14 protein-coding genes are annotated in these 15,242 nt (G+C 69.7%); 2 read left to right on the top strand and 12 right to left on the bottom strand.

The annotated features are described in order from the left end of the window. From ACFVH2_RS05450 to ACFVH2_RS05435, 4 genes are all read right to left on the bottom strand, one after another. The gene (locus ACFVH2_RS05450) at positions 1-510 is read right to left on the bottom strand and encodes a hypothetical protein (protein ID WP_378423192.1); all 510 of its coding nucleotides are present in this window, start codon (positions 508-510) and stop codon (positions 1-3) included. Positions 511-667: 157 nt separating this feature from the next. After that, positions 668-949 carry an acylphosphatase gene (locus tag ACFVH2_RS05445; protein WP_378423026.1) on the bottom strand — a complete coding sequence of 94 codons (282 nt, stop codon included), beginning with the start codon at positions 947-949 and terminating at the stop codon, positions 668-670. 10 nt (positions 950-959) lie between these two features. Next, on the bottom strand, positions 960-2,132 hold the full coding sequence (locus tag ACFVH2_RS05440) for an SMP-30/gluconolactonase/LRE family protein (RefSeq protein WP_378423025.1): 1,173 nt from the start codon (positions 2,130-2,132) through the stop codon (positions 960-962). Positions 2,133-2,145: 13 nt separating this feature from the next. Continuing rightward, positions 2,146-2,589 (bottom strand): OsmC family protein, encoded by a 444-nt coding sequence (locus tag ACFVH2_RS05435; protein WP_378423022.1) that lies wholly within the window; start codon positions 2,587-2,589, stop codon positions 2,146-2,148. Positions 2,590-2,713: 124 nt separating this feature from the next. On the opposite strand from ACFVH2_RS05435, the gene ACFVH2_RS05430 reads away from it, so the two are divergent. Both ACFVH2_RS05430 and ACFVH2_RS05425 read left to right on the top strand, forming a co-directional pair. Then, positions 2,714-3,823 (top strand): hypothetical protein, encoded by a 1,110-nt coding sequence (locus ACFVH2_RS05430; protein WP_378423021.1) that lies wholly within the window; start codon positions 2,714-2,716, stop codon positions 3,821-3,823. Between the two features lie 49 nt (positions 3,824-3,872). Continuing rightward, on the top strand, positions 3,873-4,742 hold the full coding sequence (locus tag ACFVH2_RS05425) for a universal stress protein (protein WP_378423019.1): 870 nt from the start codon (positions 3,873-3,875) through the stop codon (positions 4,740-4,742). Between the two features lie 14 nt (positions 4,743-4,756). On the opposite strand, the gene ACFVH2_RS05420 is transcribed toward ACFVH2_RS05425, so the two are convergent. From ACFVH2_RS05420 to ACFVH2_RS05385, 8 genes are all read right to left on the bottom strand, one after another. Then, on the bottom strand, positions 4,757-5,437 hold the full coding sequence (locus ACFVH2_RS05420; RefSeq protein ID WP_378423017.1) for a response regulator: 681 nt from the start codon (positions 5,435-5,437) through the stop codon (positions 4,757-4,759). Between the two features lie 13 nt (positions 5,438-5,450). After that, positions 5,451-7,976, bottom strand: coding sequence for a DUF4118 domain-containing protein (locus ACFVH2_RS05415; RefSeq protein WP_378423015.1), 2,526 nt, complete (start codon positions 7,974-7,976; stop codon positions 5,451-5,453). Positions 7,977-7,983: 7 nt separating this feature from the next. After that, positions 7,984-8,634 carry a potassium-transporting ATPase subunit C gene (locus ACFVH2_RS05410; RefSeq protein ID WP_378423013.1) on the bottom strand — a complete coding sequence of 217 codons (651 nt, stop codon included), beginning with the start codon at positions 8,632-8,634 and terminating at the stop codon, positions 7,984-7,986. Between the two features lie 6 nt (positions 8,635-8,640). Further along, the gene (gene kdpB, locus ACFVH2_RS05405) at positions 8,641-10,746 is read right to left on the bottom strand and encodes a potassium-transporting ATPase subunit KdpB (protein WP_378423011.1); all 2,106 of its coding nucleotides are present in this window, start codon (positions 10,744-10,746) and stop codon (positions 8,641-8,643) included. Next, entirely contained in the window at positions 10,743-12,473 is a 1,731-nt protein-coding gene (gene kdpA / locus ACFVH2_RS05400) for a potassium-transporting ATPase subunit KdpA (RefSeq protein ID WP_378423009.1), read from the bottom strand. The genes kdpB and kdpA overlap by 4 nt, the downstream gene beginning before the upstream one ends. A 4-nt stretch (positions 12,474-12,477) precedes the next feature. Continuing rightward, entirely contained in the window at positions 12,478-12,576 is a 99-nt protein-coding gene (kdpF, locus tag ACFVH2_RS05395) for a K(+)-transporting ATPase subunit F (protein WP_378423007.1), read from the bottom strand. Then, complete coding sequence (locus ACFVH2_RS05390) at positions 12,573-12,698, bottom strand: hypothetical protein (RefSeq protein ID WP_378423006.1); 126 nt, start codon at positions 12,696-12,698, stop codon at positions 12,573-12,575. The genes kdpF and ACFVH2_RS05390 overlap by 4 nt, the downstream gene beginning before the upstream one ends. Before the next feature lie 190 nt (positions 12,699-12,888). Then, positions 12,889-15,240, bottom strand: a complete 2,352-nt coding sequence (locus ACFVH2_RS05385) for an ATP-binding protein (RefSeq protein ID WP_378423004.1) — start codon at positions 15,238-15,240, stop codon at positions 12,889-12,891. Positions 15,241-15,242: the final 2 nt, after the last annotated feature.

The raw sequence follows: 15,242 nt of genomic DNA, 5'->3' as shown, positions 1-15,242 counted from the left end.
TCAGGTCCCGCTGCTGCCGGAGATCTTGCTGCCGAAGCCGCCCCGTTGAATCGTGGTGCCGGACTTGGTCTTGATGGTCGCTCCCTTGGGTGTGACGACGGTGCCGCCGGTCATCTTGGTTCCGACGCCGCCGCCGTGGCCGCCGTAGTAGTAGCGGTACTGCGAGCCCGCGAAGATGAACATGCCTGCGGTGGCGCCGGAGCCGGGAGTGCCCTGCGCACAGTAGGAGTCGTCGACCACGACCTCGGTGTTCGGGTCGATGCAGGTGGCCTCGACGGTGTCCGAGGACAGCACCGAATAGCCGAGTGCAACCAGGCCGACCACTCCTACGACCGCGACGCCACCGATCATGGCCTTGCGACGTTTCCGCTTCTTGGCGGCCTCGTTCGCGGCGGCCTCCGCGGCCAGCCGCTCCTCCTCGGCGCGCTGCTTGCGCGCCTTGTCGCGTGCCCTCGCCTCGCCGACAGTCGGCGGGCGGGGCTTGGTGGTGCCGGGTTCCTGGCGACGGATCCGTCCCGCAGGCGTCGCCGGCTCCGCGGCATCGGGCTCGGCCGGCAACTCGGCGTCCCGAGCCTCGGCATCCCGACTGTCCGACTCCTGCGCGCCCGGGTTGTCCCCCTCGGGTCCCACCGCGTCCTCCCCACCGTGTGACGTCATCGCCCCGAGCCTAGCGTTCGACGAATCCGACGAGTCCGCCCGCCGCGTCCGACCAGCTCTCGACGACGAGATCGACGGACCCCGGGGTCGATCCCGAGCGCAGCAGATCGAGCAGCCGCTCGCAGGACGACCTCGGGCCCTCGGCGATCACCAGGACTCGGCCGTCGGGCCGATTCGTCGCGTGCCCGACCAGACCCAGTTCGAGCGCCCTCGAACGGGTCCACCAGCGGAAGCCCACTCCCTGGACCGCGCCGTGCACCCAGGCGGTGAGCCGAACCCGATGCTCGGTCATCGGGCACCCGTCAGTTCGCCGGCGGGACGAGCTTGTGGACGGTTCCCTCGAAGCTGGTGGCGTACAACGCGGTCGCGTCCCAGCCGGGACCCGCACCGAACCGGACCGACGAGGTCAGCGGAAGACCCGTTGCGATCTCGCACGTGTCGCCGCTCGCGGGATCGACACGAACGACCTTGCCCGCCCCGTTGAGTGCCTCGTAGAGGTTGCCGTCGGCACCCACCGTGAGGTCGTCACCCGCGTTCGCGGGGCCGGCACCGGGCAGCGAGAGGACCCGGACCGGGCCGGTGAGGTCCTTCGCGTCGAGCACGCGGATCTGGGTCGTCTCTTCGAGGGTGTTGCCCACGTAGACGGTCTTTCCGTCCGGGGACGCGAAAATGCCGTTCGCGGAGCCGATGTCGGTGCGGACCGTGACCGGCTCGTGCGGATCGGTCGCGGGGATTCGGACGATGCCGGGCTTGCCGCCGAGCACATTGGTGACCAACAGGTCACCGTTCTCGAGCTTGGCCAGCCCGTTGGGCATGGTCAGCCCGTGCGCCAGGGTCGACCGCTTGCCGCCGTCGAGGTCGACCGACTCGACGGTGCCGTTGGTGCTGCCGTACAGCCCCGCCATCACGTTGTCACCGGTGTTGAACAGCACCCTGCCGCCGTCGACGACGATTCCGCCGGGCGAGTTCACCGAGGAGACGAGGGTTCCCTTGTCCCCGCCAGGGGTGAGGGTCCGGATGGCACCGTCGCCGAGCACCGTGCTCTCCGACAACAGCATCTTGCCGCGACCGTCGAAGCCGAGGTTCTCGAGGGTTCCGAATCCGCTCGCGACCGTGCTCACGGTCCACGGCTTGCATGCTGCCGGCGCGGCCGCCACCGAAGTCGCGGCCGGCGTGGTCGTGGCAGGGGTCGACGTCGGCGGAACGGCCGGCGTGGTCGTGGCCTGAGCGGCCGGCGTGGTCGTGGCCTGAGCGGCCGGCGTGGTCGTGGCCTGAGCGGCCGGCGTGGCCGACACGACCGGGGTCGACGTGGCCGGGGACGATGTCGCCGGAACGGCCGGAACCGGCAGCGGCAGAGACGGAATCTGCGGGAGCTCGGGGCCGGGGGTCGGAAGGGGCTGGGCGCCGGCCAGTGGCGCACCGGCGAACACGCCGGCGACCACCGCGCCGACCATCGCAACGCGGGACAGAGTCATGGCGCCTATTCGATCACGAATCAGTCTCGACTGAAAGGTTCACCACGGTGCCATTTTTCAGCGTCCTGCCCACGGTGCAGACCTTGTCCACAGACTTGACCACCACTGTCAGCAGCCGTTCCTGCGCTTCGGCGTCCAGCTCGCTCAGATCGACCTCGAGCACCTCGTCGAGTCGCGGGTAGATCTCGTTCTCGCGGTCGGCCGCTCCCGAGACCCGCACGGTGGCGTCGTAGTTGTCGCCGAGCCGACGCGAGAGCGGCAGATCGGAGCTCATCCCGGTGCACGCGGCGAGCGCAATCTTGAGGAGCTCGCCCGGCGTGAACACCCCGTCCACGGTCTCCGACCCGATGAGCACCTCGGCGCCTCGCGAGCTGCGTCCGGTGTACCGGCGAGTTCCGGTCCGCTCGACCCACAGCTCGGTTCCGGCGGGAGTGGTATCGGGAGTCTGTTCAGCCATGGCGCAAGTCTGCCATCCCGGTGTGATCCGCTCGCCGCTCGGCCAGCACGATCGGGCCGGTGGGGATAGTTTCGAGAAACAGGGCGCCTCAGCGCTGCGGTCAATCCGGGGAAAGGCCTGACGCATGCTGCACAACGACGTTCCGAGCCAGAACGAACTCGCGACCCTCGCGGCGGTCGAAGGGCGCACCTGCCTGTCGATCTACACCCCGATGGACGCGGCCCTCGACGACCCCGAGGCGAACCGAATCGCCTTCGCCAACCAGGCGAAGTCGGCACTCGAGGCCGTCCAGGACAAGTCCGAGCGCGAAACGTTCGAGGAGGCACTCGGCGACCTGGCCGACGATGACGACTTCTGGCGCTACCAGTCCCGCACCCTGGTGGTACTCGCCGAGGGCGAGCACGTACACGTCCACCGCATACCGAACCGTCTCGAGGCAGTCGAGCGCGTCGGGGACCGTTACTTCCTCAAGCCGCTGCTGCGGGCGGTGACCTTCCCCCAGACCGCGTTCGTGCTCGCTCTCGCCGAGGGGTCGGTGCGACTGGTGGAGATCTCCGCCGAGTACCCGGCCGAGACTGTACGGGTGCCGGACCTGCCGACCAGCGCGGCAGACCACGCCGGCAAGGCCTCGCTCAGCGGCCGGGCACCGAAGGGGCGACTGCAGGGAACCGAAGGCCGCAAGCTGCGCGTGCGACAGTACTGCCGGGCCGCAGACCAGGCGCTACGCCCCGTTCTCACCGGTCGCGACGTCCCACTGATCCTCGCCGCGACCGAGCCCGTTTCGTCGATCTACCGTTCCGTCAACAGCTATCCGGCCTTGCTCGCCGAGGGCCTCGACGGTAATCCCGAGGAGCGCAGCGACGAGGAACTGGCAACCCTCGCCCGGGGCGTGCTGGACCGCCATCACGCCGCAGAACTCGCGCGCACCCGCGAACTGTTCGAAACCCGGCGATCCCAGGGTCGGGCACAGACCGACCTGACGGACATCGGCCGCTCCGCCACCTTCGGACTGGTCGACACTCTCTTCGTCGACGTCGACAGCTTCGTGCCCGGCACGATCGATCCCGAATCCGGGGTGGTCGAACTCACCGGTGACGACACGGGGTTCGGCTACGGCGTCATCGACGAGATGGCCCGCCGGACGCTGTTGCAGGGCGGCCGCATCCTGGCCGTGCGCGCCGAGGACGTCCCCGAGGGTGCGCAGGCCGCCGCGATCCTGCGCTACGCCGGCTGAGCCGGCCCGGTACCGACCACGGACTGCAACGACTCCCGAGGAGGTTCGCATGACCGATCACCACCCCGTCGTCGTCGGTGTCGACGGGTCGGACTCGTCGAAGGCCGCGGTGGCATGGGCCGCCGACGCCGCGGCGGCCCGCAAGTCCACCCTGCATCTGGTCTCCGCTGCGCTGGCACCCGTACCGTTCGCCGGCATGGCGGCGGTCGGGCAGGACTTCTACGACGACCTCGCCGCGGAGAGCCGCAGACTCCTCGAAGAAGCGCGGACCCTGGCGGTCGAACGCGCACCCGACCTCGCGATCGAGGCGACTCTGCATGCTGGACAACCGGTTCCGGTGCTGCTCGACTGGTCCGAACGAGCCGCGATGGTGGTTCTGGGATCGAGCGGGCGCGGCGAGTTCACCGGCGCCGTCCTCGGCTCGGTCGCGGATGCCCTCGCCACCCACGCCTCCTGCCCGGTGGTGGTGACTCGTGGCACGGTCACCGAGCCGGTGGAGGGTCCGGTCGTGGTCGGCGTGGACGGCTCCGCGAACAGCGAACCAGCGATCGCGGCGGCATTCACCGAGGCGTCGCTGCGGGGCACGAAACTGGTCGCGGCCTACGCGGCGAGCGACCTCACAGTGGACCGCTTCCTCGATGTGGTGGACGAACCTACCGCTGCTCTCGACGGTGCGCGGGAGCTGCTCGCCGCGGGGATGGCCGGGTGGCAGGAGCGGTTCCCCGAGGTCGAGGTGGAGCGAGTGGTCGCCAAGGACCGCCCCGTCCGATTGCTGCTGGACCAGGCCGCCACCGCACAGCTGGTCGTGGTCGGCAGTCGTGGACGCGGCGGATTCCGTGGGATGCTGCTCGGATCCACCAGCCGGGCCCTGCTGCACAGCATCGAGTGCCCGCTGATGGTCGTGCGCGACCGCCGCTGAGCCCCGGCCCCGGCTCACTCCTGGAAGCGGTACCCCATCCCCGCCTCGGTGATCAGGTGGCGGGGACGGGACGGGTCGTCCTCGAGTTTCCGCCGCAGCTGCGCCAGGTAGACGCGCAGGTAGTGCGTCTCGGTCGCGTAGGCAGGACCCCACACCTCGCGCAGCAGTTCCTTCTGCCCGACCAGCTTCCCCTTGTTGCGCACCAGCATCTCGAGCATCCCCCACTCGGTCGGTGTCAGGTGCACCTCCCGGTCCCCCTTGGTCACCTTCTTCATCGCCAGGTCGACGGTGAACGAGTCTGTCACCACGACCGGCTCGGCGGCGTCTGCAGCCGCGGAGTTCCGGCGCACCGCCGCGCGGAGCCGCGCGAGGAACTCGTCCATCCCGAACGGTTTGGTCACGTAGTCGTCCGCACCCGCGTCGAGGGCCGCGACCTTGTCCGCGGAGTCGGTGCGCGCCGACAGCACGATGACGGGCGCGGTGGACCACCCCCGCAGGCCGGCCAGCACTTCGATGCCGTCCATGTCCGGCAGACCCAGATCGAGGACGATCACCTCGGGGTGACGCTCGGCCGCCGCCCGCAGTGCGGCGGCGCCGTTCGCCGCCGTGCTCACCTCGTAACCCCGCACGCTCAGGTTGATCCGGAGCGCCCGGAGGATCTGCGGCTCGTCGTCGACCACCAGTACTCGTGTCACACAGTCACCTCGGTCATGCCGTCACCTTCCCGATTCCAGCCAAGTCCACCACCATCGTCAGTCCGCCGCCGGGAGTGTCGGTGGCACTGACCGTTCCACCCATCGCCTCCACGAACCCCCGCACGACCGACAACCCCAGTCCGACACCCGTCGAGTTGTCGCGGTCGCCCAGACGCTGGAAGGAGTCGAAGATCTGGTCCTCCGCGCCCCGCGCCACCCCGGGGCCGGTGTCCGCCACCGTGATCAGCACCCGGTCCCCCACCTCCGCTGCCGCGATGCGGACCGGGGAGTCCGGCGCGTACCTCAACGCGTTGTCCACGAGATTCGCGATCACCCGCTCGAGCAGCCCGCTGTCCGCCGCGACCGCGTGCCCGCCGACGTCGACCTGCACGCGCTCACGTCCCGCCCGGCCGAGAACCGGGGCGCCGACACCCACCCCGACCAGTGCGCGGTGCACCACCTCCTCGAGGTACACGGGGCGCAGGGAGGGCCGCACCACGCCCGCCGCGAGACGCGAGGAGTCGAGGAGGTTGCCGACCAGGTTGGTCAGCTGGTCCGTCGACTCCTCCACCGTCGCAAGCAGTTCCGCGGTGTCCTCCGGGGAGAACTCCACGTCGTCGCTGCGCAGGCTCGACACCGCGGCCTTGACCGCGGCGAGCGGCGTACGCAGGTCGTGACTCACCGCCGAGAGCAGCGAGCGGCGGAGCCGGTCGGCCTCCGCCAGGGCCTGCGCGGCGCTGGCCTCCTCGGCGAGCTGGGCCTGCCGGATCAGCCCCACCGCCTGGTTCGCGACGGCCGCCAGCACCCGACGGTCCCTGGCCCGCAGTTCGCTGCCCCGCAGCGCCAGCGCGTACTCGCCCTCGCCCACCTCGCAGGCGGTGTCGGCCTCCTCGACCGACGCGGGCGGCGCGTCGCCCACCGAGCTCACGACCCCGACACCCCGGTGGATCACGCTGACGGACTGCTGACCGTAGGTCTCGCGGACCTTCTCGAGCAGCGCGGGCAGGTCGGCGCCGCGCAGCACCGAGCCGGCGAACAGTGCCAGCAGCTCGGCCTCCTGCGAGGCCAGGCGCGACTCCCTGGCCCGCTTCGCCGCCGCGTCCACCAGGACGGCGACGGCCACCGCGATCACCAGCAACACCACCGTGGTGATGAAGTTGTCGGGCTCGGCGATCGTGAAACTGTGCAGCGGCGGGGTGAAGAAGTAGTTCAGCAGCAGTCCGGACATCAAGGCGGACAACGCCGCCGGGCCGACACCGCCGAGCAGCGCGACCAACAGCACCACGATGAAGAACAGCGCACTCTCGCCGCCGACGCCGAAGTGGTGGTCGGTCAAACCCATCACCGAGGATGCCACGGCCGGCACCAGCACCGCCGCCACCCAGGCCAGGACCTTGCGCGATCGCGATCCGGGCGGGGACAGCCGGCGCCGGGTGTTCGTCTCGCCGTGGGTCACCATGTGGACGTCGATGCTGCCGGAGCGCTGCACCACGCTCGCACCGATCCCCTCGTCGAAGATCCGCGCCCAGCGCGATCGCCGCGAGGTGCCCAGCACCAGCTGGGTCGCATTCGCCGACCGCGCGAAATCGAGCAGTGTCGCGGGGACGTCGTCGCCGACGACGCTGTGCAGGCTCGCGCCGATGCTCGAGCACAGCGCACGGACCTTGCCCATCTCGGGCGCGGACACCCCGGCCAGGCCGTCGCCGCGCACCACGTGCACGACCATCAGTTCGGCACTGGCCTTCGACGCGATCCGGCTGGCGCGGCGCACCAGCGTCTCCGACTCCGGTCCGCCGGTCACGGCCACGACGACCCGTTCGCGCGCCTCCCAGGTGTCGGTGATCGCGTTCTCGGCCCGGTACTTCGCGAGCGCGGCGTCGACCTGGTCTGCCACCCACAGCAGCGCGATCTCCCGCAGTGCGGTGAGGTTCCCGCGACGGAAGTAGTTGCTCAGCGCGGCGTCCACCTTCTCCGCGGCGTAGATGTTGCCGTGGGAGAGCCTGCGCCGCAGCGCTTCCGGGGTGATGTCGACGAGTTCGACCTGAGTGGCGGCGCGCACGACGGCGTCCGGAACAGTCTCCTGCTGGACGACACCGGTGATCTGGTGGACCACGTCACCGAGGCTCTCGAGATGCTGCACGTTCAGAGTTGTCAGCACGTCGACGCCGGCAACGAGGAGTTCTTCCACGTCCTGCCAACGCTTCTGGTTGCGACTGCCCGGGGTGTTGGTGTGGGCGAGCTCGTCGACGAGCACGAGCGACGGCCTGCGCCGCAGCACCGCGTCAACGTCCAGCTCACCCATCGTGGTGCCGCGGTACTCCACGAGCTTCGGCGGAATCACCTCGAGGTCCCCGAGTTGGGCCGCGGTGCGGGCGCGGCCGTGGGTCTCCACCACGGCCGCGACCACGTCGGTCCCCCGTTCGCGACGCCGGTGTGCCTCACCGAGCATCGCGAACGTCTTGCCGACACCCGGCGCCGCGCCCAGGTAGATCCGAAGTTCTCCGCGCCTGCGCTCGTCGGGGATGTCGGTACCGCTCACCTGGCCATCATCCACCAGTCGACGGGGTGCCGCACGAAGGCGCGGTCAGGCCGAGTGCGAGGTTGAGCTCCTGCACGTTGACGCGCTCCGCGCCGAGAATCCCCAGCTGACGCCCCTCCGTGTGCTCGTCGACCAACTCACGCACCCGTCCCTCGCCGAGACCCGTGACCTCCGCGACCCGGCGCACCTGCAACTGTGCGTACGCGGGGCTGATGTGCGGGTCGATTCCCGAGCCGGACCCGGTGACCGCATCCAGCGGAACCTCGGAAGCAGGCACCCCCTCGCGGGCGGCGATCGTCTCGCGGCGCTGTTGGACGAAACCGGCCAGGAGCTCGCTACTCGGGCCGAGGTTGGTCGGCAGGGCCGTGGCCGGATCGCCGGGGGCGAAGGCGTTCCCCTCGGACACCGAGCCGGTGACCCTGTTGTGGAAGAACGGGTCCGGCGCTCCGGCGGGCACCTGCGGGTCCACGCCGACCCACCGGCTCCCCACGACGCAACCGTTCGCGTCGCGGACCGGCGAGCCCTCTGCGGAACCCGCACTGATCCGGCCGATACCCCACACCGCGGCCGGATACAGCACACCGAGGATCACCGTGAGCGCCAGCAGGACGAGCAGTCCCGCCCAGACCTGCCGCATCAAACCGATAGTGAATCGCATTCGAGCTCACCCAATTCCAGGAACGAGACGGACCACGAGGTCGATCAGCCAGATCCCGACGAACGGGGTGATCACTCCTCCGAGGCCGTAGATCAACAGGTTTCGGCCCAGCAACTGCGACGCGGTCGAGGGCCGGTACCGGACACCCTTGAGCGCCAACGGGATCAGCGCAACGATGACCAGCGCGTTGAACACCACCGCCGAGACGATCGCCGACTGCGGCGTGGCCAGGTGCATGATGTTCAGCGCGTCGAGCTGCGGGTAGATCCCGCTGAACAGCGCCGGCAGGATCGCGAAGTACTTCGCCAGGTCGTTGGCCAGGGAGAAGGTGGTCAGCGCGCCTCGGGTGATCAGCAACTGTTTGCCGATCTCGACCACCTCGATGAGCTTGGTCGGGTCCGAGTCGAGATCCACCATGTTGCCGGCCTCCTTGGCCGCGGAGGTCCCGGTGTTCATCGCGACGCCCACGTCCGCCTGGGCGAGCGCGGGGGCGTCGTTGGTGCCGTCGCCGGTCATCGCGACCAGTCGACCGCCGGCCTGCTCCTTGCGGATCAACGCCAGCTTGTCCTCCGGGGTGGCCTCGGCCATGAAGTCGTCCACCCCGGCCTCGGCGGCGATCGCCTTGGCCGTGAGCGGGTTGTCTCCGGTGACCATCACGGTCCTGATACCCATGGCCCGCAGTTCAGCGAATCGCAAGGCGATGCCCGGCTTGACCACGTCCGAGAGTTGGACCACGCCGAGGACTCGGGTCTCGCCGTCCCGGGACTGCGCGACCACCAGGGGTGTGCCGCCGCCGAGCGCGATCTCGTTGACGGTGTCGGTCACCGCCGGCTCGGCGGTGCCGCCGAGGGACGCGACCCAGCCGAGGACCGCGTCACCCGCACCCTTCCGGATCGCCGCGCCCGACTGATCGAGCCCGCTCATCCGGGTCTGCGCGGTGAACGGCACGAACTCTGCCTCGAGTTCGCCGTCCATGGGGTCCGGGGACAGTCCGAACTCGACGGCACACAGCTCGACGATGCTGCGGCCCTCGGGGGTGCCGTCGGCCAGGCTGGACAGCCGCGCGGCCGCCGCGAGTTCGGCGGCCCCGACGCCCGGCGCCGGGTGCAGTGCGGTCGCACGCCGGTTGCCGAACGTGATGGTGCCCGTCTTGTCCATCAGCAGGGTGTCGATGTCGCCGGCCGCCTCGACCGCGCGTCCGGACATTGCCAGGACGTTGCGCTGCACCAGCCGGTCCATGCCCGCGATACCGATCGCGGAGAGGAGGGCACCGATCGTCGTCGGAATCAGGCACACCAACAGGGCGATCAGCTTCACCGGATCCTGCTCGTGCCCGGCGTACAGCCCCATCGGCCCGATCGCCACCACGGCGAGCACGAAGACGACGGTGAGCGAGGCGAGCAGGATGTTCAGCGCGATCTCGTTGGGCGTCTTCTGCCGTGCCGCGCCCTCGACCAGCGCGATCATCCGGTCGACGAACGAATGCCCCGGCGCGGCGGTGATCTGCACGACGATCCGGTCCGAGAGCACGATGGTGCCGCCGGTGACCGCACAACGGTCGCCGCCGGACTCGCGGACCACCGGCGCGGACTCTCCGGTGATGGCGGACTCGTCCACGGTGGCGATGCCCTCGACCACGTCCCCGTCGCCGGGAATCACCTCGCCGGTCGTCACCACCACACGGTCGCCGACCCTCAATTCGGTCCCGGGCACGGCCTCGGTGGCGCCGCCGGCGAGGAGTCGATGGGCCGTGGTGTCCTGCTTGACCTTTCGCAGGCTCGCGGCCTGTGCCTTGCCACGGCCCTCGGCCACCGACTCGGCGAGGTTGGCGAACAGCACCGTGAACCACAGCCAGGCAGCCACCACCCACGAGAACACGGACGGGTCGACGAAGGCCATCAGCGTCGTCACCACGGATCCGACGAACACGATGAACATCACCGGGTTGCGGGCGAGATGCCGGGGGTCGAGCTTGCGGACGGCCCCCGGCAGCGCAGTGAGCATCTGGCGAGGACTGAAGATTCCGGCCCGGACCGGCGTCGATCCGTGCGGGTCCGCCGGGGACGCCCCGAGAACCTCGGGCAGCTCCTCGACTTTTGTCTGCACACTCATTGCAAAGCCTCCGCAATCGGGCCCAGCGCGAGGGCCGGGAAGAAGGTCAGCGCCGCCACCAGGACGACGGTGCCGGTGAGCAGCCCGGCGAACATCGGCCCGGCGGTGGGCAGGGTGCCGGCCGTCGGAGCCGTCTTGCGTTGCGAGGCAAGCGCTCCGGCGAGGGCCAGCACGAAGATGATCGGCAGGAACCGTCCCAGCAGCATGCACACGCCGAGTGAGGACTGGAACCAGTCGCTGGTGACGGTGAGGCCGCCGAACGCGCTGCCGTTGTTGTTCGAGGCCGACGCGAACGCGTAGAGCACCTCGCTGAATCCGTGAATCGATCCGGGTGTACCCGGATCACCGCTGTTGCCCTGGAAGCCGGTGGTCGACGAGAGGATCACGGTGATTCCCGTGCCGATCAGGACCAGCGCCGGCATGACCAGGACCGACAGTGCGGCCAGGGTGATCTCGCGCTTGCCGAGCTTCTTGCCGAGGTACTCGGGGGTGCGGCCGACCAGGAGGCCGCCGACGAACACCGCGATCAGGGCGAAGATCAGGATCGAGTAGAGCCCGGTTCCCACCCCGCCGGGAGCGATCTCGCCGAGCAGCATGTTCAGCAGCACCGCGCCGCCGCCGAGCGGCGACATGCTGTCGTGTGCCGAATTGACCGCGCCGGTGGAGGTACCCGTCGTGCTGACGGCGAACAGGGCGCTGCCGGGAATGCCGAACCGGACCTCCTTGCCCTCCATCATGCCGCCGGCCGCGGTGGCGGCGACGCCACGGTGGCCCGACTCCGCGGCCAGAGTGACGGCGAGCAGCCCGCCCCACAGCAGACCCATCACCGAGAGCAGGGTCAGGCCTTGGCGGTGCCCAGACACCTCGCTCGCTCGGTCGTGGGGGTCCCCGACCATGGTGCCGAAGGTGCGGGTCAGCGCCACCGGGATGAGCAGGATCGCGATGATCTCCACGACGTTGGTCAGTGGGGTCGGATTCTCGAAGGGGTGCGCGGAGTTCGCCGCGAGGATGCCGCCGCCGTTGGTTCCCAGTTCCTTGATGGCCTCCTGTGAGGCGACCGGCGCCAGGGCATTGGTGGCCGCGTTCCCGTCCAGCCCGGTGGATCCGAATCCGGTGTGGAACGACTGGATCACGCCCTGGCTCAACAGGATCAGCGCGATGACGAACGAGATCGGCAGCAGGATTCGCAGGCTGCCGCGGGTCAGGTCGACCCAGAAGTTGCCGATCTCACCTCCGCGCGAGACCCGGACGAATCCGCGGATCAACGCGACCGCGACGGCCATGCCGACGGCGGCGGAGACGAAGTTCTGCACGGCGAGCCCCAGCGGCTGGGTGAGGTTGCTCATCGTCGTCTCGGGTGCGTACGACTGCCAGTTCGTGTTCGCCACGAACGAGGCCGCGGTGTTGAACGCGACGGCCGGGCTGACCCCGGACAGTCCCCCGCTGAGCGGCAGCACCCCCTGGATCCGTTGCAGGAAGTACAGGAACAGCACGCCGGCCGCGGAGAACCCGAGCAGCGAACCGGCGTAGCCGTACCACGTCTGCTCGACGCGAGGATCGATGCGGCACAGGCGATACAGCGTCGACTCGACGCGCAGGTCGCCGGACCGCAGGTCGGAGTCGGTGGTGTACACCTTCGCCATGTAGTCGCCGACGGGAACGTACAGAATGGCCAGCACCGCGATGACCAGTGCTGTCTGCAGTCCCGCGGCAAGAGCGGGATTCACTTGGCTAGAACCTTTCGGGATCGACGAGCGCGACCAGCAGGTAGATCACGAGCGCGGCCGCGAGCGCGACGAGGGCGACGCTCAGCAGGCCTGCCGCCGTCACCGGTCGCCCCTCCCGCGAGCGGTGACCGCGGAACGACCGGAGTTGCTCTGCAGTGCGCGCAGCACCAGCGCGCAGGCACCGAAAGACCCGATGATCAGCAGAACGTAGGCCAGATCAGCCATGACGCTTCCTCTTCGACTGTGCACGGTCGCCGGCCATCGGCGAACCGGGCCCGGTGTGCGGGCCACAGTGCAGAGTGCTCCCCGAAATCGCCCTTTTCGACGTTCCTTACGGGTCACTGACACGGTGACCTGGCGCGTTGACGCGTTCTTTACACCCGCACGTCGGCGGCACCCGCTTCCCCCCGCGCGGTCAGGTCCCCCGATCCTGGTTCCGCTCGACCACCCAGGCGGCGATCTGGGCGCGGGAGGTGAACCCGAGCTTGGCCAGGACGTGCTCGACGTGCCCCTGAGCGGTGCGCTGCGAGATCACCAGCCTCGCGGCGATCGCCTTGTTGGTGAGCCCCTCGGCGACGAGTTCGGAAACCTGCTGTTCTCGTTTCGTCAGGTGGACGCCGGGCGCGGCCAGATTGCGGCTGGGCCGGATCGTCGAGGGGGTCGCCGCCGGCAGCCGGTGCTCGCCGAGGGCATAGGCCACAGCATCGTCGACGGAGAGTTCGCGGCCTTCCTGAAGCGCAGCCTCGTAGCGCGGCGCCCCGAGTGCGGCGCGGGCCTGCTTCCGTCGCCGCTTCTGGTAGCTGAGCAGCCCGGGAATGATGACCGCCTTGATGCCCGACGCCTGCCCTACCGACTCCGACGCACCCATCAGCACCGCGGCACGCTCGGACTCGTGCCGCTCGGCCGCGATCCAGGCCAGGGCCTCGAGACTCGTCGCGGCAGTGAGCGGATCGTCCATCAACCGCGTCAGCCGCAGCCCTTCCTCGAGCAACCGCGTCCCCCGGACCGGGTCGCCTTCCTGCCACACCGCCAGGCCGAGCATGCACAGCGAGTAGGCCCGGAACATCGACTCACCGCGAGACTCGGTGAGCTCGAGGACCTCCTCGTGGCAGGCGATCGCCCGTCGAGTGTCCCCGCGCAGCCCGGAGGCAAGGGCGACGCCGAGCAGACTCGACACCCGCCGCAGCGGGTCGTTCTCGGCGCGGAACACCTCGAGCGCCGCTTCGAGGGACAACACCGCACGAGGCAGGTCACCCGAGAAGATGTCCAGGTATCCGCTGGCGGAGTCGACGAGCGCCCTCGTCACGTCGCTGCCGAGCTGCTCGGCGAGGGCCCGCGCCTCGTATGTCTGTGCCGTTCCCGCCCGGAGGTCGCCCTGCATCACCGCCAGCACCGTGTCGTCGCACAATGCCGCGACTCGCTTCGGATTCGGTTGCCCGCCCGAGCAGGCGAGCACCCGATCCAACCAGTGCCTGCCCTCGCTCAACTGACCACGGGAGAGCCAGAACGGGTACAGCGCGTCGGCGATCCGCACCCCACTGTCCCCCTCACCGGGCTCTGTGAGGCAGAACGTCAATGCGTCGCGCAGGTTCGACTGCTCCCGATCGAGGCGGGCGATCCACTCCAGTTGCCGCGCGCCGATCCACTCGGCCTCCGCACGCAGCGCCAGTTGCTCGTACCAGTCCCGATGCCGCCGCCGCCGAACGGTGTAATCGCCGGTCTCCCGCAGTTTCTCGCGACCGTAGTCGCGGAGGGTCTCCAGGAGTCGGTACCGCACCACGGCCCCGGACTCTTCGCGAATCAGGATCGACTTGTCGACCAGCGACATCACCACGTCCAGTAGATCGTCCGGCGCCAGGTCCCCGGCGCAGATGCCCTCCGCGGCATCCAACTCGAAGCTGCCGGCGAACACCGTCAGACGGGACCACAGCTGCCGCTCCTCCTCGGTGCACAGTTCGTAGCTCCAGTCGATGGACAGCCGCAGTGTCTGCTGCCGCTCGGGCGCACCCCGGCTGCCCCTGGTCAACAGCCGCAATCGATCGGTGAGCCGCTGCAGAATCTGCTGCACGGACATCGCCCGCAACCGTGCCGCCGCAAGTTCGATCGGCAATGGCAGGCCGTCGAGCCGCTGACATATCCGGGTCACGGCGACCTGATTGTCCGCGGTGAGGCCGAACCCGGGCACCACGGCGCCCGCCCGTTCGGCGAACAGACTGACCGCGTCGTATCGCGGTAACGCCTCCAACGAAGACGGCCTGTCCGGATCCGGCACCCCCAGTGGTGGCACCCGCAGCGTGGCCTCACCGCCGATGCCCAGCGGCTCCCGGCTGGTCGCCAGAATCGTCAACTTCGGGCAGGCCTTCAACAGCCCTTCCGTCAGCGCCGCGACCGCCCCGATCAGGTGCTCGCAGTTGTCGAGCACCAGCAGCAGGTGCCGGCTGACGAGATAGTCCTCGAGGAGCGCTCGCGGCGGGTGGGCGGACTGCTCGCGTAGCCCGAGGGCGGACACCACGGTCTCCGCCAACAGTTCCGGGTCGTGCAATTCACCGAGTTCGACGAGCCATGCCCCGTCCTCGAACGCACGGCGGGAATCCTCGGCCACTCGTAATGCGAGCCGGGTCTTGCCGACGCCACCGATCCCGCTCAGCGTCACCAACCGCGAGCCGGACAACAGCCGCTTCGCTTCGGCCACCTCGCGGCGGCGGCCGACGAAACTGGTCAGATCGAGCGGCAGATTCCCGACAGTGCCCCGAACGGCGGACGACATCC

Source organism: Rhodococcus sp. NPDC127527 (assembly GCF_042672245.1).
GTDB lineage: Bacteria > Actinomycetota > Actinomycetes > Mycobacteriales > Mycobacteriaceae > Rhodococcus_G.
Note: the sequence above shows the minus strand (reverse complement) of the source record. Positions and strands in the feature narration are given on the sequence as shown.